The sequence below is a fragment of the Massilibacterium senegalense genome, assembly GCF_001375675.1.
GTDB lineage: Bacteria > Bacillota > Bacilli > Bacillales > Massilibacteriaceae > Massilibacterium > Massilibacterium senegalense.
The window spans coordinates 1,375,667-1,396,104 of sequence record NZ_LN831786.1; the positions used below are offsets into that span (position 1 = coordinate 1,375,667).

Sequence of the window (20,438 nt, forward strand, 5' to 3'; positions counted from 1 at the left end):
ATATTTATTGAATTTTCACATTTTCTTCCCCAAGGTACTTCTTTAATTGCCATAAAGCGTGTTCAAAAGGGAATATATTCAAATCTGATGATAGTTGAATGATTTGTTTTTTAGAAACGTAATATAGTCGAACAGGCATGTACCCTGGAAAATGAGCAATAATATTTTTTAGTGCTCCTAATAGGGATGGATGTTCCTGATTCGGCTCGATTTTCAAAAATAATGTTTGGTTGTTTTCGTGTTGATCTACCACAACTTGTAAAAGCATCATCTGTTTAATGACACATTTATTTTTATATGTAGACTGAAAACGAATATATACTTTATTTTTTTCTTTTAATAACGGTAAACATTCAAAGTATTGATCTGGGAAGATTACCGCTTCTATTTCATTCGTTTCATCACTAATCGTAAGAAAAGCCATCCAATCATTTTTTTTCGTTTTAATTGTATGAATACGTTCAATATAAACGACCGCATCTACTAGCTGCTTGGTAGGACGGAGTGTGGATAAAGTAGTGAGTGGAAAACCTTCCACTCTCTCTTTTTCTAGTTGTATCGGATGACTAGTTACATAAAAACCAAACACTTCCTGTTCTTTTTCTAACTCATCTTCCACGTCCCATGGTTCCATTTCTACATAGCGGGGCTTTAATACATCATCAAATGGAAACAAGGAGTCTCCTTCATTTTCTGGAATAAGTTGTACGTAATCCATCGCACTTTGGATGGTGGCTAATAAAGACGCTCGATTCCGTTGAAATTCATCAAAACAACCCGCGATGACGAGTGATTCTATTATTTTATTCGAAATATGGTAGGGAGAAAGTCGTAAACAAAAATCAAAAAAGTCTGTAAATGTTTTTTTCTTTCGTTCCTTTAAAATAGCCGATACAATCTGCCCACCTGTATTTTTAATTGGAAGAAAGCTCATTCTGATTTTTCCATATTCTGGAATATAATAAAAACTACTTTTATTGATTGAAGGTGGTAAAATCTCTATGCCAATTTGTCTTGCTTCCATCATATATCGTTTCGTTTTTTCTGGTTGAGATAACACATTCGTTAGTAACGCCGTATAAAAATATAGCGGATAATGTACTTTTAAATAAGCTAATCGATAACTTAATGTACTATATGCAACAGCGTGGCTTCTATTAAAACCGTAATTAGCAAATCGTACAATTAAAGCATAAACATCTTCCGCTACTTTTTGGTCATATCCATTCTGTAAGCATCCTTGTACAAAATGTTTCCGTTCTCGCTCTAATAACTCACGTTTCTTTTTACTTACTGCCCGCCTTAATAAGTCGGCTTCCCCTAAACGAAATCCAGCCATCGTAGATGCTAATTGCATAATTTGTTCTTGGTACACAATAATCCCATACGTCATCTCTAAAATAGGTTTCAAATCAGAATGAAGATAAGAAATGTGCAGTGGATTTTTTTTATTTGCAATAAATTGATCAATTTGATCCATCGGTCCTGGACGATATAACGCGTTCACCGCAACAATATCTTCAAAATGAGTTGGTTTTAACTTTTGCAGTACTTCTCTCATACCTTGTGATTCTAATTGAAAAATTCCCGATGTTTCTCCGCTTGCTAATAGTTGAAACGTTTTCGTATCGTCAAATGGAATTTGATCCAGTTTGATTTCTTTTTTTTCAAACGTTTGAATAAGGGTTAAGATTTCTTCTATAAAAGACAAAGTACGCAATCCGAGAAAATCCATTTTTAATAATCCAAGTTCTTCTAAATATTCCATAGAAAACTGTGTAACGGTCGTTCCATCACTCGTTTTTTGAATAGGCGTAATTTTTGTCATCTGAATATCACTAATGATAACCCCTGCTGCATGGATTGATATATTTTTTGGTAGTCCTTCTAATGCTTTTGCTACTTGAAACACTCGTTTTGTTTCTTCTGATTGTTCTATCCACCTGGAAAATTCCAGAGATTGTTCAACTGCTTCTGATAACGTCATTTTTGGTCGTGCTGGGATATATTTAGCACCACGGTCAATTACTTTTACATCGACATTAAAAATTCTCCCGACATCACGAATGACTTGTCTTGCACCTAACGTACCGAATGTAATAATTTGCGCGACATATTCCTCTCCGTACTTTTCTTTTACGTACTCAATGACTTCTTGTCGTCTTTTATCGTTAAAATCGATATCAATATCCGGCATGGTAATTCGTGCTGGATTTAAAAATCGTTCAAATAATAAACCATATTTTATCGGATCTACTTTTGTAATCCCAAGTACATAACTAACAAGAGAGCCTGCCGCTGAACCACGACCAGGGCCTGTTAAAATGTTTTGTTTATTAGCAAAGCGCATAAAATCCCAAACGATTAAAAAATAATCATCAAACCCCATTTGATGAATGACTTGTAATTCATACGTTAATCGTTCTTCCATTGATGGTGTAATTTGTTGGTATCTTTTTTCCAACCCTTTATGACAAAGTTGGTGTAAAAACTGCTGACTTGTCACCCCTGTTGGCAATGGATAAGAAGGAAGATGATTTTCATGAAAAGAGATGTCTAATTGACAGCGTTTTGCAATTTCTACCGTCCGTTGCAACGCTTCCGTTTCATGCTGAAACATATCCATCCATTCTTCTTTTGATTTCAAATAAAATTCTGTAGAAGATAAACGCGTTCGATTTTCTGTAAACACTTTTTTATCTTCTTTTAAACAAAGTAAACAATCATGAAAGTATGCATCTTCTTTGTTTAAATAAAACACTTCATGCATCGCTACAAGAGGAATATTATGTTCTTTTGCTAATTCTTTTGTTGTTAACCAAAGCACTGCTTCCTCTTTAAGTCGATGATTTTCTAACCCTAAATATAGATTATTTAGAAATGCTTGTTGGTACATCTTTAACACTTTTTTCAATTGATCGGTTCGGTCATGAAATGCTTGAACTAAACCATTTCTTCCAGTTGCAATTGCAAGTAGGCCATCTGTATGTTGAAAAAGCACGTCACTTTTTATATAACCGTCCTCACCTTGCTGAATCACACTAGATATTTCCATTAATTGTTGATATCCGTCCATATTATATGCTAATAACACTAGTGCATGGATAGTCCCATCTGTTTCTTGTACGGTTGTATCTAATCCGATAATCGGTTTTATCCCTTCTTTTTGACACTTTTTATAAAAGGAAAGAGCACCATACATAACGTTTTTATCTGTTAGTGCTAACGTGTCGTATCCTAATTGCTTCGCCCGTTCCACCAGTTGTTCTATTCTACAAGTAGATTGTAACAAACTGTATTCGCTATGAACTCGAAGATGAACAACATTCATCTGTAACACATCCTCTATTCCATCTTTCCTTTATAGTACACGATTTTCAATAAAACACATAATAGAAAGGAAAAACGCATAAGAATACTTGAAGAATAATTTCACCTTCATTCCAAAATGTAAGGAGCGATTTCATTGTCGTCCCATGATGTAAAAATTATGATTATCGATTTTTTCATTTCCTTTGGTGTCATTATCGGTGGTTCGATCATCGGCGGTATCGGTTTTTACCTTGTCCATGAACGACCATTAACAGAGATTAACGAATTAGCAGGTCGTTTAAAAATTTGGGCCATCATTGCTGCCATTGGCGGTACATTTGAAACTTTTTATACGATTGAAAAAGGTCTGTTTTATGGAACGATGGACGAACTCATTCGCCATTCTTTATATATTTTTTCCGCGATGCTAGGCGCTCACTGTGCGACCATTCTTATTCAATGGTTAACAGGTCGTGATTTGACACTATGAGAATGTCGCCAATCTTTCATCACAAAGAGGCAAAACGATGGTTTAGTATTTTTTTTATAGGGATGCTTTTCGGTTGGTTCTTTTTTCTGTTAACATACGGATTAATTTATGAACGCCAAGTAGAGCGAATTAAACAACAAGACGAGCAGCTAAATGCGTTAAAAAAAGACTTAGCTATTTGGCGTGATGAAATAGAACAAAAAAATGCTGCTTATGAGAAACATTTATATTTACAACATATTGAAATTAAAGTAGAAAAAGCAGACAACCTTGATAGTTTAACTATCCACAGCATTAAAGAAAAAATGAAAGAACAACTACGCCCCTTATTAAAAAAAGAAATCAGTCAAATCGCTTCGAACAAAGAATTTATTTTTCAATCCATTGAAAAAAGTGTCATTGAACTTGATGATGAAACGTATGAAGTGCAGGTTGTGCATCTTTATTTATTCACGACACTCGAACTTCACGTTATCATTAAAAAAATTGTTTGATATGACAGAAAATTCACAAAAGTATTAAAGTTTTATCATTATTATAATGGATTTTTTAAAATTGTGAAGAGGCAAACTAGGTTTTTTCTAAATGTAAACGTTTTATTTCGAAATAAGCAAAAAATAATTATTTTTTCCTTTTTCTTTATCATCATTGCGATACAAAAACTCCCATTAGTTGAGGTTTTCTATGTATGTACCAAGGATAAAAAAATCTCTAGGTTCCCCTAGAGATTATTTACGATATAGTCTTGCTACATCATTTAATTCTGCTACTACTTTTTCGAGGTCTTCCCATTGATAAATTGTAGCACCAGAAGCTAACGGATGACCTCCACCATTATATTTTTCTGCAATCATGTTAATAACAGGTCCTTTTGAACGGAGGCGAACACGAATTTGTTCCTCTTCTTCTACGAAAAAGGCCCAAGCTAAAATACCATCAATATTTCCGAGCGTATTGATTAATTGTGAAGCTTCAAATGTCGTAATTTGAAATTCATCCATTAATGCTTTTGTTAGTTTCACGAAAGCAACACCATCTTCGGATAGTGTAACATGTTGTAAAATGTATCCTTGCAACCTAGCAACGTGCATCGGTGTTCGGTACATATCATCATATAGTGCTTTTCTTTCGAAATTATATTTCACTAATTCTCCCGCATATTGGAATGTTTTGGTCGTTGCATTCGGAAATAAAAAGCGCCCTGTATCTGCGACGATCCCTGCATATAATAAACGTGCGCCTTCGTCGTTTAATCTATACCCTTGATTTTTTCCTTGTTCATACAATTCATAAATTAATTCACTAGTAGAACTTGCCCCCGTGTCTACCCAACAAATATCCCCAAATGGTTCACGATTAGGATGGTGATCAATTTTTATCACTTTTTTCCCTGTCGCATATCTACTATCATCTACTCGTTCGGTATTTGCTGTATCACACACAATGACTAAAGCTTCTTTAAAAACTTTGTCTTCTACTGTATCCATTTTTGTTAAAAACGTTAAGTTAGGATTTTCCTCTCCAACGATATAAACGTTTTTTTCTGGAAACGTTGTTTGAATGATTTGTGCTAGTCCACCTTGTGACCCTAATGCATCTGGGTCAGGACGAACGTGGCGATGAATGATAATTGTATCGTGTTCTTTTATTTCCTTTAAAATTTGTTGCTTCATATGTAATCGCTCCTTTTATGAACCATAACTAATCATGGACAATTTTCACAACTATTTGTACAATTAGTATAGTTCAAAACTCTTTTTTTATCTTACCATAGTCTATACAATGGAGGAATTTTAAATGCCTGTGTTTGGTTTTTTAGCAGTGTTTGCAATTGGGCTATTTATTTTTTATCGTGCGAAAACATTATTCCGTTCGTTACCACCGTATGAATATGCTTGGACACGCGCAAAAGCACAAATTACATTAGCTGCTTTTCTTATCTTTTTTGCGACGAATCAATTGCTTCATTTAACAACAAAAGTAGCGTTAGTCGTCAATATTATTTTTATGGTTTTAGGAATCGCTAGTGCAATCCAAGGTATTAAAAAATATCGTTATTATACACCACTAGCTATTGACGAGGCACAAAATAAATCAGAATAAAAAAGTTCGGGATAATCCCGAACTTTTTTAATGGCGATCGATTAACTGAGCAGTCATTAACGCTTTCCCAACAATAGTTCCTTCTAAATATAACTCAACGTCCACTTTTCCAAATTTCCGACCTACTTCTAACATTTTAGGTTTTATATCTAGTACGCTATCAATTTGGACCGGTTTCATAAAATAAATGGTTAAATTCTCAACGACTAAATCTCCTTTTTTATATTGACGGAGGACACGATTTCCAGCCACTGTAATAATGGTCGTTAAGACACCATATGAAATTGTCCCTAAGTGATTCGTCATTTGTGGTGTTACTTCAAAACGATACGTGTTCTCTTCCTGTTCATCTTCTAATCGAGAATTAATTACGTCATCAATTGTTTCCCCAACCTGTGGTTGATTTTGAATCATTTGTAATGCCTTTAATACATCTTGTCGACTAATGACGCCTATTAAACGTTGTGATTGATCAACTACCGGTAATAGCTCAATTCCTTCCCAAACCATCTGATGTGCTGCTGTCGCAAGGGACGTCTTTTCATTCACAGTAATCACATTTTTCGTCATCACTTTTTCAATGAATGCTTCTTTATCTGCTTCTAAAATATCTTTACTCGTCACGATTCCTTGGATTTTCATGTTTTCATCTACGACAGGATAACGACTATGACTTGTTTGTTCATTTAATTCGTACCAACGCATCACATTTTCGGTTTTATACATAAAATTCGTTTTATCAATTGGAATTAAAATATCCGATACTAACACAATTTCTTTTTTAATTAATTGGTCATAAATAGCACGATTAATTAACGTTGCAACAGTAAACGTGTCATAACCAGTAGAAATAATCGGTAGCTGTAACTCGTCTGCTAATCGTTTCACTTCATCATTTGTATCAAAGCCTCCGGTAATTAACACTGCAGCACCGGTTTCAAGGGCAAACTCATGCGCTTTTTCACGGTTCCCAATAATTAATAAGCTTCCAGCATCAATATAGCGCATCATGGCATCTAATTTCATCGCACCGATTACAAATTTATTTAATGTTTTATGCAATCCTTCTTTTCCGCCAAGTACTTGACCGTCAACAATTTTAACTACTTCCGCAAACGTTAACTTTTCAATATTTTCTTTTTGCTTTTTCTTAATACGAATTGTTCCTACACGTTCAATTGTACTAACATATCCTTGGTTTTCCGCTTCTTTAATTGCCCGATAGGCCGTGCCTTCACTAACAGATAATTCTTTTGCAATCTGTCTCACGGAAATTTTCGTTCCAACTTCTAAAGAATCGATATAATGTAAAATCTGTTCATGTTTTGTGGCCAAAAAAATCACCATACTTTCAATCTTTTACTTGTTTCTTTTCTGTTTAACACCCGCTTATTCGGTGTGTATCATATGATTATACTAGGATATTTAACTGTTATATATAAAATGTTTTTCTATACATAAAGATAACCGATTATAGTTGAAATATCAACTTTTTCCTGTTATGTTATAGCATAAAAAAGAAACGATAAAAGATGAAAAGTAGGTCGGTCACATTTTACCTGTTATAATCAAACAAACTATTTTCATTCTAACTGTCTCTTTTTGATTGCTTAAAAAATGAGCATACGGATTGATTTTTTCCTCATTAACGTGAAGTAAGGCCCCCATTTCAAAACGTTAAGATAAGTGTGGAAATATTTTACAAAATTCACTTATAGCCGATTTCTTTATTTATCTGTAATGTTAATATCTCCCGTTCTCGTTCTAGCATAAACAGAAATAGCGCCATTCTTATGAATGTTTCCCTTTTCTTGAAAAACGTCGACCGAACCGACGTCTGTTTCAACGATAAAAGATACATCTTTTGGTTTTTCTTTTAATCGCATCGTAATATCCCCAACCTCTGTTGTGCACAACAGAGGTTTAGTAATGGTTGCTCCTTCATATGTAATATCTCCCGTTTTTGTTTCTAACTGTCCTTCTCCCGTTGTATCCACTGCTTCTATATCTCCTACTAGTAAACGAACAGAAAATGTTTCTGTCGTTCCATTTTTTATTTTCATATCACCTGTTGTAGAAATAATCGAAAGATCTTTCGTCACAATTGTATTAGCTGAAATATCCCCAACATTATTTTGTAAGTGAATGGCTTGAAACTCTTTTGCTGGAAGATATAGTCTTAAAGGAATTTCACTTTTATTTCGTTCAAGATTAAGCCCTTTTTTTACATCAGCTTTCCCTTTCGCAATAAGTTTTCTTTTTTCCATTTTTACTTGAACAGGTGCCTTTTTATCTTCTTTCCATTCTACTTTTATGAGTGCATCTTTACTTTGCTTAATTTCTATATCCGATACATTCAAATGAACGAAAATCTCCTCTACTTTACGAGCATCAAATGTTTGGGAACGGACGTTTTGACCATCTTGTTCTTGTAGGCGCCAAGCAAATAATATGCCAATAACGCCAACAGAAATCAATATAATTCCTATTATCCACGACTTTTTCTGAATCTTCATCTCTCTCAACACCCTTCTTTTTTCTACTCATCTACACAATTGTAAATAAAAAAGTTGGGTATTCCCCAACTTTTTCATCCTTTTCTGTTATACTTCTAATTTTTCTCCAGGCTTCACAATTTTTCCTTGATTTTTTTCTAAACGTTCTACAAATGCTAACGGATCTACTTCAATAACAGGGAATGTATCATAATGTATAGGAACGACTGTTTTTGCTTGAAGCCATTTAGAAGCAATAACTGCGTCTTTTATTCCCATTGTAAAATTATCCCCAATCGGTAAAAACGCAACGTCAATGTCGTTTAATTCTCCAAGCACTTTCATATCGGAAAATAAAGCGGTATCTCCCGCGTGGTAAATGGTTTTTCCTTCTGAAGTAAACAAAATTCCACAAGGCATTCCCATGTACGTAATCGTTTTCTTTTCTTCGTCCACAATGCTAGAACCGTGAAAAGCTTGTGTTAATTTTACTTGACCAAAATCAAACATATGAGAGCCACCAATATGCATCGGATGCGTACGTAATCCTTGAAAACCTAAATATGTAGCTAATTCAAAAGGAGCAACTACTAAGGCATCGTGCTTTTTGGCTAACATTTCTGTATCCCCGACATGATCGCCGTGCCCATGTGTGAGAAAAATAACATCTGGTTTAACTTCGTCCGCTGTTACAGGACTTAATCCATTTCCTGTAATAAATGGATCGATTAAAATGGTTTTATCGTTTGTTTCAATTTGAAGTGCTGAATGACCAAAATAAGTAATTTTCATGCTATACACTCCTTCTATTTGTTCCTTTTCCTCTTATTATCCATTGTATGTCCCTTCTTCTTTTTCTTCAACAACGTTGAACAAAATCCTGTCTTTCGATACAATTTGACCACCCTTTCTATTTTTTATTTATGAACTTTGTCTTATTTATTAAAAACGTTTATTCTAGTAAAGTAGCCTAAGTACCTAATAACAAAGGATTCTACGGAGGAGAGATAAAGTAAAATGAACAAACGACTAATAAAATTAATCGATTATTTACAAGAACAACATATAGATGCAGCTTGGATTAGCTCAACAGCAAATGTCTTTTATTTTACAAACTTTTATTGTGATCCACATGAACGCTTGTTATCACTTTTTGTTTTTAGCAACGGGGAGATAAAACTTATTTGCCCCAAAATGGAGGAGCAACGAGCGAAAGCAACCTTTACAGATGGTGAAATTATTAGTTATACCGATACAGATGATCCATTTTTCTTACTAACACAGTCTATTCAAAAAGCAAGTCTACCAACAAACAAAATGGCCATTGAAAAAGAACATTTATCGTTTAAACGTTATGAAAAATGGAATCATTTTATACATGAAACTTCATTTTGTTCCGTTACAGAAGTTTGTCAACAACTAAGGATGGTAAAAGATTCGGAAGAAATAAAAAAAATGCAAGTAGCTGCTACATTGGCAGATGAAGCAGTAGAAATCGGAATTGATGCATTAAAAGAAGGAAAAACAGAACTTGAAATCATTGCAACGATTGAATTTGAAATGAAGAAAAAAGACGTAGAATCAATGTCTTTTCCAACGATGGTGTTGTTCGGAGAGAATAGTGCAAATCCACATGGTATTCCAGGTACAACGACTCTTCAAAAAGGAGATTTTGTTTTATTTGATTTAGGTGTAGTCGTAGATGGATATTGCTCTGACATTACCCGTACAATTAGTTTCCATCATGTCAATGAACAACAAAAAGAAATATATCAAATCGTACAAACTGCTAATGAGCGCGCTATCGCCCATGCCAATGTCGGCACTAAAATAAATAAACTCGATTGGATTGCACGTTCGTGGATAAAAGAGAATGGCTACGGTGACTATTTTCCACATAGACTTGGTCATGGAATCGGAATTGACCTTCATGAAGCACCATTTGTAACAGCAACAAATGCAAGTACAATTCAAAATCAAATGACCTTTACGATTGAACCAGGAATTTATCTTCCGAATGTAGGAGGAGTTCGCATTGAAGATGACGTACTTGTAACAGAAACAGGTGCAAAAACACTTACTTCCTTTCCAAAACATTTAATCATCAAATAACAGATTATAATAAGTCCCCGATACGATATGTTTTAAAAGCCTAACGTATCGGGGACTGTTTGTAGTTTACTGTATTATCGCACTTCTTTCGGAGGGAAGTTAAAACTTCTGATTTTTGACGAAGTGCCTGTTTCTTTTCTTCCTTCATCCGCTCCCATTATCGAATGGTCATCATCATTCTCTGATTTTCTTGTAATTTTTCTTGATGACAATCAATAAAATATCAACACAACGCATTAAATGGACAATCATCCTCTTCCAGTTGATGAACAACATTAAAAGGACACTCTTGACAGTAAGTACTCATTTTTTTGAATATAATTTTCTAAAGCGATATGAGGTTTCGTCGCTAGGCGACCGCCATCTACAAAAAGGGCCATTCCAATTACATTTGGTACGACAACCTAATCGTGTGCATCGATATACATGTCATAAAACCAGTCTGTTGTTTTTTTGGTGAAATACCAAACAAATTAACAAAGTTCTCAGGAACCATGAGACAAGGAAAATCGGCTTTATGTTGAAAAAAATTAGAGCAGGCCGATAAGATGGCATCACTTTTAAATAAACAGTCCGTATGTACTCTCCCCATCCGAGAATTTGGCGAATAACCCCCTCTACACTTGCAACCGGATCTTTTCTTGTTGTATACGCCAGTTCTCAGCTTCTTTGAGAGTTAGTAACCCCATATTGATAGAAGCAGAAAGAAGCGAATGCGACATAAACGATTCTTCTACTAACATCGCACTTTGCTAACGACCAAACGTAGGTAAACGTGGTTCGATGAAATGACGAAAAGAAGAAAGTGCTTGCTCACGAGTAACAGGCCAAGCAAAATAATCGATATTACCTGGATGATGCGAAAAATGTTTTTTGCACATTCTTCATGACGTCAGACGTTATCGCATCTGGTGAAAACCATTGCAGTGCAGAAAATCGTCATATGACCATTTCCCTTCAATTGATTTTCTATCTTCCTATAAAATGTATTTCTTGTATCTTTCGGTAAAAAAACATTTTTCATACGCCATTTCCAGGTAACATTGCATAAGCTTCTTCTTGCGTTAACAAAAAGAGGGGACGATCACTTCTATGTCATCAATCAAAGAACGTTCCCATTTTTCCAGCGCACGATTCATCCGACTATCCGTCACAAAAGTTCTTTTAATCATCGTTGGTTGAAACTCTACTAAATGTGCTTTCCATGCGTCTGAGAACGAATCAGCTTGCCTATAATCAACTGTTAAACCATCTGCACGCAATTCTTCAGCAAAATGGCGCATCGCAGAAAAAATGAATACTAATTTTTGTTTATGATACTTTTGCCATTTCAAACGAGACATGGCTTCAATGAAAAGAATCACATCTGTCTGTTTATTTACTTCTTTTATAATTGGCAATGCATGGTTTAATTGGTCTCCTAAAATCCAGCGTGTAATCATCTGGTCACATTCCTTTTGCATCCCCAAATGGGAGTATCCATTACTTTTTCCATACCCATGTATATAGTTTCCCATCTTCATTTGTAAATCGAACATCTAACTTTTCTACTTCATATCCTGCTCGTCGAAGCATTTCTACCATCGATACGACCGTCTGTTTTTTATGAATATGAAGAGTTTGTAGCATCATTTCTACTTTTTCTTTCGCTTCCTTTCCTTCATATACAATGTCTCCTTGTTGATACATAAAATGTCCTTTATCGTACGCGAACATTTCACGATTACCATCTTTTACTAATTCCACAAAAATAACATACTCTTTTTGTGCATACGACACATTATTTCCGATAAAAAAACAAAAACATACAAAAAATAAGAGAAACATTTTATCGTAGCGCATTTCCATTCACCTCACTATTAGTATGTGAATGGAACAAAAAATTATGAACGATAACGATGAATCACATCAATTCCACCTGTCACTTCTACAACGGAACCTGTAACCATATCTGAATCTTCATGACATAAAAATGCGACCATTCTCGCAATGTCTTCTCCCGTTCCAGATCTTCCTACTGGTGTATGTTCATCTTGAATCAGACGTGCGTCTCCAATGGTAGCTTCTTTCATTGCTCCAACAATATTTCCCGGGCAAACCATATTTGCTGTCACCCCATATTTCGCTTCTTCTATGGCAATTGTTTTTGTTAATGACACAAGTCCTACTTTCGCAGCAGCAAATGCAGAACGATGAATCCAAGCAGGGGCACCTTGTGCTCCTTGAAAACCATATGTAATAATTCGACCGTATTTTTGTTTTCTCATATAAGGAATTGCTTCTTTAAACAAATAAAAGACACCACTTAAATTCCCTGAGATCATCTCTTCCCATTCTTCATCTTCATAATCTGCTAATTTTTTCCGTTCGAAAATGTAGGGGCCTGCGTTATTAATTAAACAATCAATTCGACCAAAACGATTCAAAATTAACGGCATCATCTTTTTACAATCTTCTTTTTTCGTTACATCACCTTGAAGAAGTTGAATATCAGAAGCACATTCTTTAAAGTCAGTTAATAATTGCTTGGCAGCTTCTTCATCACTACGAAAATTAACGGATACACTATATCCATTGCGGAGAAATTCCTCCGTTACTTTTCGTCCTAAACCTTTCGTTCCCGCGGTTATAAAAGCATGTCGTTTCATTTTTCCACCTCACCCCTTATTCTCTTTCTCTATCGTACTTGATGATAAAAAAAAATACAAAAAGAAGGTCCTAGAAAAAGAAACACTAGTAAAATCTATCTTTTTTCCTAGTTTTCTTTTACAATGAAAAGGGTATACATAATCTAAATAATATTTTTAGGGGGAATTTAATATGACTTCACAATACAAAAATATTTTAGTTGCTGTTGACGGTTCAGAAGAAGCAAAAAAATCATTCAATAAATCACTTGAAATTGCAAAAGCAGACAGTGCCAAACTTTTCATCACATATGTCATTGATACTCGTACATTTGCTTCTATTGATGCATACGATCGCACAATCGCCGAACGCTCTCGTTTATTCGGGGAAGAATTATTAAACGAATACAAAGAAACAGCTGAAAAAGCTGGAGTGACTAACGTAGAGACAATTTTAGAATACGGTTCACCAAAAGTGGAAATCCCACGTGAAATCGCCCCAAAACAAGAAATAGACTTAATCGTTTGTGGTGCAACAGGATTAACTGCTGTAGAACGTTTATTCATTGGTTCTGTATCGGAGCATATTACACGTTATGCTAAATGTGATGTGTTAATCGTTCGTAACGAAGAAACAAAATAAGTTCCAATATTCGACTAGCCCCTTTCTACACATAGACAGGGGCTAGTTCTTTTTTTACCTTTCCATTATACTTTTGAGTATTAGTAGTTATAGCTGTATTAAAAGAAAGGAGATGCCACGTGTATCACTATCTAAAAAAGTTACCATTATCATTATATATCATTTTAATGACTGCTCTTCTTCTCCATCTACTATTTATTCTAAAAAACCCTGGCTATGCTTTTAATGAAGTACCCGAAGTAAAGTATGGAGCAGTAGATGCGGATAACTATACGATGACAGCAGAAAAATTATTAAAAAAAGGTGTATTCGGTTATGTTTATTTAGAACCAGGACTATATCCAGAAACATTTCCTGAAAAAAATGCTTACATTACTCCCGGACAACCTATTTACTTAGCTGGAGTATTATTATTATCCAAAATACTTCCAATTTCTTATTATCATCTTGGCATTACATTGAATATTTTATTTGATCTTGGAACAATTTTTCTTATTTATTTGATTGCAATTACATTATTTAGAAATCGATTATATGGAATTATTGCTAGTGGGCTTTTTACAACTTCACTTGGAATGTACCATTATTTCCGCACATTATTAACAGAACCACAAGCGTTATTTTTATTTTCGCTCGCTCTTTACTTATTTATTTTAGCTGTGAAAAAAAACACAAAGAAATTACATATTTGGTTTGGTATCGTTACTTCTATTTTACTTATGTTTCGCCCAAACCCAGCTCCAATATTGTTAATAGGTGTTATCATTGTTTTATATAAATTTGGAATAAAAACATCGCTAAAAATTGCTTCTTGGTGGATTATTGGACCCATCCTAATTATCGGCCCATGGGTACTTCGAAATTGGATTAGTTTACATCAATTTGTTTTATTTTCAACACAGGGTGGCAATCCGTTAATTGCTGGAATTGACCCATTTAATAAAAAAGGACTAGAACAAGTGGGACGAGAAATGGCGGAATCTGGCTTTACTGATTCAAAACAATATGCCATATACGCCATTAAAAATGGTTTTACACATGATTTTACTTATTGGTTCTCATGGTTTACAGTTGGCAAAACATTAGAATTATACAAACAACCTGCTGAAACATTTAATTATTATTACTATCCATTTTATCCATTTATTAAAAGCTTACATATTTTTACGATGCTTTCCGCACTCATAACATCAATTTTTTGTTTATTACAAAGTCAAAAATATAAAATAGTAACTATGCTATTTGCTGCATTTTTTATTTATACAGCTTTTTCTAATATTTTCTTAGCTATTGACCGTTATGGTTATTTCATTTCACCAATTATTTGTTTAATTGCATCCTTTGGAATTTCCTCTACCGTACTTTGGATCAGACAATCCTTTTTTCATCCAATTGGTACTAAACATGCCTAAAACAAAAACAGTACTACATGCAATAATCATGTAGTACTGTTTTGTTACTTCCCTTCTAACGCAAATTCCTTTATTCTTTCCCCGATTTCATCTCGCACCCGTTGAAATACTACCCACTTTTCCTCTTCTGTTCCCACTGCTTTTGCTGGGTCATCAAATCCCCAATGCCATCTCGTAATATGCGGAGGAGTAACCGGGCACTTATCTTTTGCATCTCCGCATAATGTAATAATTAAATCCACTTCGTGTAGTAAATCCAGATTAATTTGATCAGACGTTTGATTCGAAATGTCTACTCCGATTTCTTTCATTGCTTTTACTGCAAGTGGATTTACTCCATGCGCTTCAATTCCAGCCGAATATACGTCATATTTTTTTTGTAAATAGACTTTTCCAAAACCTTCTGCCATTTGGCTACGACAAGAGTTTCCAGTACATAAAAAATAAAGTTTCTTTTTCATGATGTTTCTCCTCGCTTATTTAAATAATGTTAGCCATATATAGAAACCTAATAATGTAAAAAACAATGTTGGGATGGTTAAGATAATCCCGACCTTAAAATAATAACCCCATGAAATTCTTACTCCTTTTGTTTGTAATACGTGAAGCCATAATAAAGTGGCCAATGAACCAATTGGCGTTATTTTCGGACCTAAATCAGACCCAATGACGTTTGCATAAATGAATGCTTCTTTCATTGTTCCAGTTACACCACTATCCGTAATAGCTAAAGCGTTAATCATAACAGTGGGCATATTATTCATAACGGAAGATAATAATGCAGCTAAGAAGCCCATACTAATCGTAGCTACAAAAAGTCCTTCATTCGCTGCTTTTTCTAACACATTTGCTAAAAGTGTCGTTAAACCTGCATTCCGCAATCCGTATACAACTACATACATACCGATAGAAAAAAAGACAATTGCCCATGGCGCGCTTTTTATAATGCTCCACGGTTGAATAATCGCACTTCTTTTTCCGAGCAATAAAAATAGTAAAGCGATTGTTCCTGCAATAAAAGAAACCGGTATTTGTAACCATTCACTTGCAAAATAACCAACCATTAATAACGTCAACACTATCCATGATAAGCGAAATAATGGCTGATCTTTAATAACTTCTTTCGGTTGTTTTACATGTTCCAAATCATATGTTTTTGGGATACTTTTCCGAAAAAATACATATAGTACAACCATACTTGCTAGTAAACTAAATAGGTTAGGAACAAACATACGAGTAGCATATTGTACGAATCCGATGTGAAAGTAATCCGCTGATACGATATTTACTAAATTACTTACAATAAGCGGTAATGATGTAGTATCCGCAATAAAACCAGAAGCCATTATAAAAGGTAAAATCATTTTTTCTTTAAATTGCAACGCTCGCACCATCGCTAACACAATCGGAGTTAAAATTAACGCAGCCCCATCATTAGCAAATAGCGCAGACACGATTGCTCCTAATAAAATAATGAAAAAAAACATACGAACGCCATTCCCATTTGCAAAACGCGCCATATGTAAAGCGGCCCATTCAAAAAAGCCAATTTCATCTAAAATTAATGAAATAATGATAAGCGCTACAAATGTTAACGTTGCGTTCCAAACAATCATCGTCACATCTATGACATCATGAAAAGAAACAATTCCAACTACTAACGCAACTAGCGCTCCTGCACAAGCGGAATATCCAATCGATAATCCTTTTGGTTGCCAAATAACAAACAAAAGTGTTGTTAAGAATAATATAATGGCTACAATCGCCATTGCTTTTCCCTCCCTTAGTCACACGTCATTTTACAATTTACTTCTTTTTTGGGTAATATACTAATTAAATGTAAAATGAGTGGATACCAAATATGCGCTTTATTCAGCGAGTAATACATCCATTTCCCTCTTTTTTCTTCTGTCACCAGTTCCACTTGCTTTAATTTTTTTAAATGCTGACTGACGGATGGTTGACTCATGTTTAACAATTGTACTAATTCACAAACGCAAAACGAATCAAGCGTTAAATAATACACAATTTTCAAGCGTGTTTCTTCTCCTAATGCTTTTAACAATTGTTCTGCTTCTAAAAAAGATACCATTTTCCCACCTCATATAATCTATTACTTATATGTAAACAACAAATAAATTATATATTTGATATGATATATAATCAATAACTAATATAAAAAAAGATGAGTATGTTGGACACACTCATCTTTTTATCATTTTATCATTTTATCTTTTTTTCTACTTGTTCAAATGTAGCTTGGATTTTTTCATTTAATTCGCTTTGTTTTTCTTGCGTGAATAAACTAACTAAAATAATGGCTATAAAACTTAACGTAAAACCTGGAATCATTTCATACATAAACTCTTTTAATGGTGTAATGTTAGACCAAATTAAAACGGTTGTAGCCCCAACGAGCATCCCTGCAAACGCTCCCCACCTTGTCATACGTTTCCAATATAAACTTAATAAAATAGCGGGACCAAATGCAGAACCAAATCCAGCCCATGCATAACCTACTAATCCTAAAATCGTATCATTTGGATTTAAGGATAAGAAAATAGCAATAATCGCTACAATTAAAACAGAAAGACGACCGATAAACACTAATTCGCGATCACGAGCAGTTCGTTTTTTGAATGTACGATAAAAGTCTTGCGTCATGGCACTAGAAGTAACTAATAATTGAGACGAAATCGTACTCATAATAGCAGCTAAAATAGCGGCATATAAAAATCCAGTAATATATGGATGAAATAATAAGTTCGCAAACATAATAAAGATTGTTTCTGGATCATCAATTGTCATATTATTTTGATGATAATAAGCAACACCAATTAATCCCGTTAACATGGCACCCGTAACACCAATAGCCATCCAACCTATTCCAATTCGACGTGCAGCTTTTAATTCTTTTACATCACTAATCGCCATAAACCGTACAATAATATGCGGTTGGCCAAAATAGCCTAATCCCCATGCTAAAAAGGATAAAATACCAATAACCGTCGTTCCTTGAAAAGCGTCTAACAATAATGGGTCGACACTTTTAATTTCATTTACAACTGTTGCTCCATCCCCGACAGATGTAAACGCAACGACAGGTACTAAGACTAACGCAATAAACATAATAATTCCTTGGAAAAAATCTGTCCAACTTACCGCTAAAAATCCACCAAATAATGTGTATATCACCACAATCCCAGCAGTAAGCAACAGACCAGTTTGATAATGTAACCCAAACGCACTTTCAAATAATCGTCCACCTGATACTAAACCTGCAGAGGCATATAATGTAAAGAAAATGAAGATAATCGTGGCAGATACGAGACGTATAAGTTTTGTTTTGTCATGAAATCGATTTTCTAAATAATCTGGAATAGTAATCGAATTGTTTGCAACTTCTGTGTACGTTCGTAGTCGAGGAGCTAAAAAGATGTAGTTTAAATAAGCACCTATAACTAATCCAACAGAAATCCACATACTAGAAAGCCCTGTTGCATACATTGCACCTGGTAAGCCCATTAGCATCCAACCACTCATATCACTAGCACCTGCTGATAGAGCTGTTACTGCTGGACCTAGCTTTCTTCCTCCGAGCATATAATCTGATAAATTCTGTGTTCGTTTATATGACCAAAATCCGATCAGTAGCATGAACACCATGTAGATAATAATCGAAACCCAAATTTGATAATTCACAAAACCTCTCCTTCGTGAGTTTTTCGACGATCCCCTTTTGCAGTTCTATCAAAAGGGATACATTTTTAACCCTATCAAAAAGACAGAACTGGTGCAACCGTCATACATGACTTTTCTATATTAGTAAAAAAAACCTTGATGACAAATCCATCAAGGTTTATTTGTTTTTTTGTAATTTTTTCACTTTTTCAATGGCAAGCTTTACTTGTTCAAAACCAGTTCCACCGGCACTATTTCGACGACTAACAACCGTTACAGGATTTAAAACATGATAAATGTCATCTTCGAAAAATTCATTTGCTTCTTTCAATTCCGCTAATGTTAAATCGACAAGGAATTTGTTTTCTTCGATACATTTTAAAACAAGTTTCCCAACCACTTCGTGTGCATCCCGGAATGGAACGCCTTTTGTCACTAAGTAATCTGCTAATTCTGTTGCATTTGAAAAATCTTGTTCTGTTGCTTTTTTCATCCGTTCTGTACGAACTTTCATCGTATCAATCATTGCTGCAAAGATTTTTAGTGATCCTTTTAATGTTGTTACAGTATCGAACATTCCTTCTTTATCTTCTTGCATATCTTTATTGTATGCAAGAGGTAACCCTTTTAATGTCGTTAACAGTCCAAAAAGGTTCCCGTAAACACGACCTGTTTTACCACGAATTAATTCAGCCATGTCCGGATTTTTCTTTTGTGGCATCATACTACTTCCAGTTGCATATGCATCGTCCATTTCAATAAATTGAAACTCTTGTGATGACCATAAAATTAATTCTTCACAAAAGCGTGACATATGCATCATTAAAATAGAAGACGCACTTAAAAATTCGAGAATAAAGTCACGATCACTAACCGCATCTAAACTATTTTCATAAATACCACTAAAGCCCATTAATTCTGCACTATAATGGCGATCAATTGGGAAAGTTGTTCCCGCGAGTGCACCGGCCCCAAGCGGTGATTTATCAATTCGAGGCAATGCATCTGTTAAACGACCGTAATCTCGTTCAAACATCCAATAATAAGCCATTAAATGATGCGCGAAAGAAACCGGTTGCGCCCGTTGTAAATGAGTATAGCCTGGTAAAATCGTTTCTACATGTGCCTCTGCTTTTTTCACTAATACATCTTGTAGATGCTTTACTTCTTCTAAAATTTCTTGCACTTGTTTTTTCAAATATAGATGCATGTCTGTTGCTACTTGGTCATTTCTACTTCGACCAGTATGTAATTTTCCACCAACAGGTCCAATTTCATCAATTAAAAACTTTTCTAAATTTAGGTGAATATCTTCATTGGCAGCTGAAAATATAAGTTCGTTCTTTTTCGCTTTTTCAAGAAGAGTAGTTAATCCTTTTTTAATTTTATCTACTTCTTCTTCCGCTAAAATACCAGTTTTTCCGAGCATCGTCACGTGCGCTAAGCTACCTTGAATATCCTCTTCTACTAATTGTTGATCAAAAGAGATGGAAGCGCCGAATTCATCGACCCATTCTTCAGCGCTTTTCGTAAAACGGCCACCCCATAGTTTTTCACTCATTT

The 20,438-nt window shown here is 34.7% G+C and carries 20 protein-coding genes; 6 read left to right on the top strand and 14 right to left on the bottom strand.

The genetic code is table 11. The features are described from left to right. Positions 1 to 4: 4 nt before the first annotated feature. Complete coding sequence (dnaE, locus tag BN1372_RS10245; RefSeq protein WP_062199163.1) at positions 5 to 3,331, bottom strand: DNA polymerase III subunit alpha; 3,327 nt, start codon at positions 3,329 to 3,331, stop codon at positions 5 to 7. Between the two features lie 159 nt (positions 3,332 to 3,490). Here dnaE and BN1372_RS10250 point away from each other — a divergent pair, with 159 nt between their 5' ends. Both BN1372_RS10250 and ytrI read left to right on the top strand, forming a co-directional pair. Then, a complete protein-coding gene (locus BN1372_RS10250) occupies positions 3,491 to 3,802 on the top strand; it encodes a YtrH family sporulation protein (protein ID WP_062201279.1) in 312 nt (103 codons plus the stop codon). Positions 3,803 to 3,804: 2 nt separating this feature from the next. Continuing rightward, on the top strand, positions 3,805 to 4,296 hold the full coding sequence (gene ytrI / locus BN1372_RS10255; RefSeq protein ID WP_147515369.1) for a sporulation membrane protein YtrI: 492 nt from the start codon (positions 3,805 to 3,807) through the stop codon (positions 4,294 to 4,296). A gap of 234 nt (positions 4,297 to 4,530) precedes the next feature. Here the strand turns inward: ytrI and BN1372_RS10260 are convergent, their stop codons facing one another. After that, the gene (locus tag BN1372_RS10260) at positions 4,531 to 5,475 is read right to left on the bottom strand and encodes a DHH family phosphoesterase (RefSeq protein WP_062199167.1); all 945 of its coding nucleotides are present in this window, start codon (positions 5,473 to 5,475) and stop codon (positions 4,531 to 4,533) included. 124 nt (positions 5,476 to 5,599) lie between these two features. Here BN1372_RS10260 and BN1372_RS10265 point away from each other — a divergent pair, with 124 nt between their 5' ends. After that, a complete protein-coding gene (locus BN1372_RS10265; protein ID WP_062199169.1) occupies positions 5,600 to 5,905 on the top strand; it encodes a YtpI family protein in 306 nt (101 codons plus the stop codon). 27 nt (positions 5,906 to 5,932) lie between these two features. Here the strand turns inward: BN1372_RS10265 and BN1372_RS10270 are convergent, their stop codons facing one another. The 3 genes from BN1372_RS10270 to BN1372_RS10280 all read right to left on the bottom strand — a co-directional run bounded on the left by BN1372_RS10270 (position 5,933) and on the right by BN1372_RS10280 (position 9,192). Then, positions 5,933 to 7,240, bottom strand: coding sequence for a DRTGG domain-containing protein (locus BN1372_RS10270; protein ID WP_062201282.1), 1,308 nt, complete (start codon positions 7,238 to 7,240; stop codon positions 5,933 to 5,935). Between the two features lie 392 nt (positions 7,241 to 7,632). Beyond that, complete coding sequence (locus tag BN1372_RS10275) at positions 7,633 to 8,421, bottom strand: DUF4097 family beta strand repeat-containing protein (RefSeq protein ID WP_062199171.1); 789 nt, start codon at positions 8,419 to 8,421, stop codon at positions 7,633 to 7,635. An 87-nt stretch (positions 8,422 to 8,508) separates the two neighbouring features. Then, a complete protein-coding gene (locus BN1372_RS10280) occupies positions 8,509 to 9,192 on the bottom strand; it encodes a metal-dependent hydrolase (RefSeq protein WP_062199173.1) in 684 nt (227 codons plus the stop codon). Positions 9,193 to 9,417: 225 nt separating this feature from the next. On the opposite strand from BN1372_RS10280, the gene BN1372_RS10285 reads away from it, so the two are divergent. Further along, positions 9,418 to 10,512, top strand: coding sequence for a M24 family metallopeptidase (locus BN1372_RS10285; protein ID WP_062199174.1), 1,095 nt, complete (start codon positions 9,418 to 9,420; stop codon positions 10,510 to 10,512). Between the two features lie 752 nt (positions 10,513 to 11,264). Here BN1372_RS10285 and BN1372_RS15695 read toward each other — a convergent pair. From BN1372_RS15695 to BN1372_RS10300, 4 genes are all read right to left on the bottom strand, one after another. Continuing rightward, positions 11,265 to 11,393: a hypothetical protein gene (locus BN1372_RS15695; protein ID WP_267902259.1), complete on the bottom strand. Its 129-nt coding sequence runs from the start codon at positions 11,391 to 11,393 to the stop codon at positions 11,265 to 11,267. Positions 11,394 to 11,576: 183 nt separating this feature from the next. Beyond that, positions 11,577 to 11,954 (bottom strand): cryptochrome/photolyase family protein, encoded by a 378-nt coding sequence (locus BN1372_RS10290; RefSeq protein ID WP_062199176.1) that lies wholly within the window; start codon positions 11,952 to 11,954, stop codon positions 11,577 to 11,579. A gap of 40 nt (positions 11,955 to 11,994) precedes the next feature. After that, a complete protein-coding gene (locus BN1372_RS10295; RefSeq protein ID WP_062199179.1) occupies positions 11,995 to 12,354 on the bottom strand; it encodes a hypothetical protein in 360 nt (119 codons plus the stop codon). A gap of 41 nt (positions 12,355 to 12,395) precedes the next feature. After that, complete coding sequence (locus BN1372_RS10300) at positions 12,396 to 13,160, bottom strand: SDR family oxidoreductase (RefSeq protein ID WP_062199180.1); 765 nt, start codon at positions 13,158 to 13,160, stop codon at positions 12,396 to 12,398. 172 nt (positions 13,161 to 13,332) lie between these two features. On the opposite strand from BN1372_RS10300, the gene BN1372_RS10305 reads away from it, so the two are divergent. Both BN1372_RS10305 and BN1372_RS10310 read left to right on the top strand, forming a co-directional pair. Then, positions 13,333 to 13,782 (top strand): universal stress protein, encoded by a 450-nt coding sequence (locus BN1372_RS10305; RefSeq protein WP_062199182.1) that lies wholly within the window; start codon positions 13,333 to 13,335, stop codon positions 13,780 to 13,782. Positions 13,783 to 13,901: 119 nt separating this feature from the next. Then, on the top strand, positions 13,902 to 15,194 hold the full coding sequence (locus BN1372_RS10310; RefSeq protein ID WP_074018179.1) for an ArnT family glycosyltransferase: 1,293 nt from the start codon (positions 13,902 to 13,904) through the stop codon (positions 15,192 to 15,194). A 44-nt stretch (positions 15,195 to 15,238) separates the two neighbouring features. Here BN1372_RS10310 and arsC read toward each other — a convergent pair whose 3' ends face one another. The 5 genes from arsC to argH all read right to left on the bottom strand — a co-directional run bounded on the left by arsC (position 15,239) and on the right by argH (position 20,436). Continuing rightward, entirely contained in the window at positions 15,239 to 15,655 is a 417-nt protein-coding gene (gene arsC, locus BN1372_RS10315; protein ID WP_062199184.1) for an arsenate reductase (thioredoxin), read from the bottom strand. Between the two features lie 15 nt (positions 15,656 to 15,670). Then, a complete protein-coding gene (locus BN1372_RS10320; protein WP_062199186.1) occupies positions 15,671 to 16,963 on the bottom strand; it encodes an arsenic transporter in 1,293 nt (430 codons plus the stop codon). Positions 16,964 to 16,977: 14 nt separating this feature from the next. After that, complete coding sequence (locus tag BN1372_RS10325; protein WP_062199188.1) at positions 16,978 to 17,286, bottom strand: ArsR/SmtB family transcription factor; 309 nt, start codon at positions 17,284 to 17,286, stop codon at positions 16,978 to 16,980. A gap of 131 nt (positions 17,287 to 17,417) precedes the next feature. Next, on the bottom strand, positions 17,418 to 18,860 hold the full coding sequence (putP, locus tag BN1372_RS10330) for a sodium/proline symporter PutP (RefSeq protein ID WP_062201285.1): 1,443 nt from the start codon (positions 18,858 to 18,860) through the stop codon (positions 17,418 to 17,420). Between the two features lie 193 nt (positions 18,861 to 19,053). Next, complete coding sequence (argH, locus tag BN1372_RS10335) at positions 19,054 to 20,436, bottom strand: argininosuccinate lyase (protein WP_062199190.1); 1,383 nt, start codon at positions 20,434 to 20,436, stop codon at positions 19,054 to 19,056. Positions 20,437 to 20,438 lie beyond the last annotated feature (2 nt).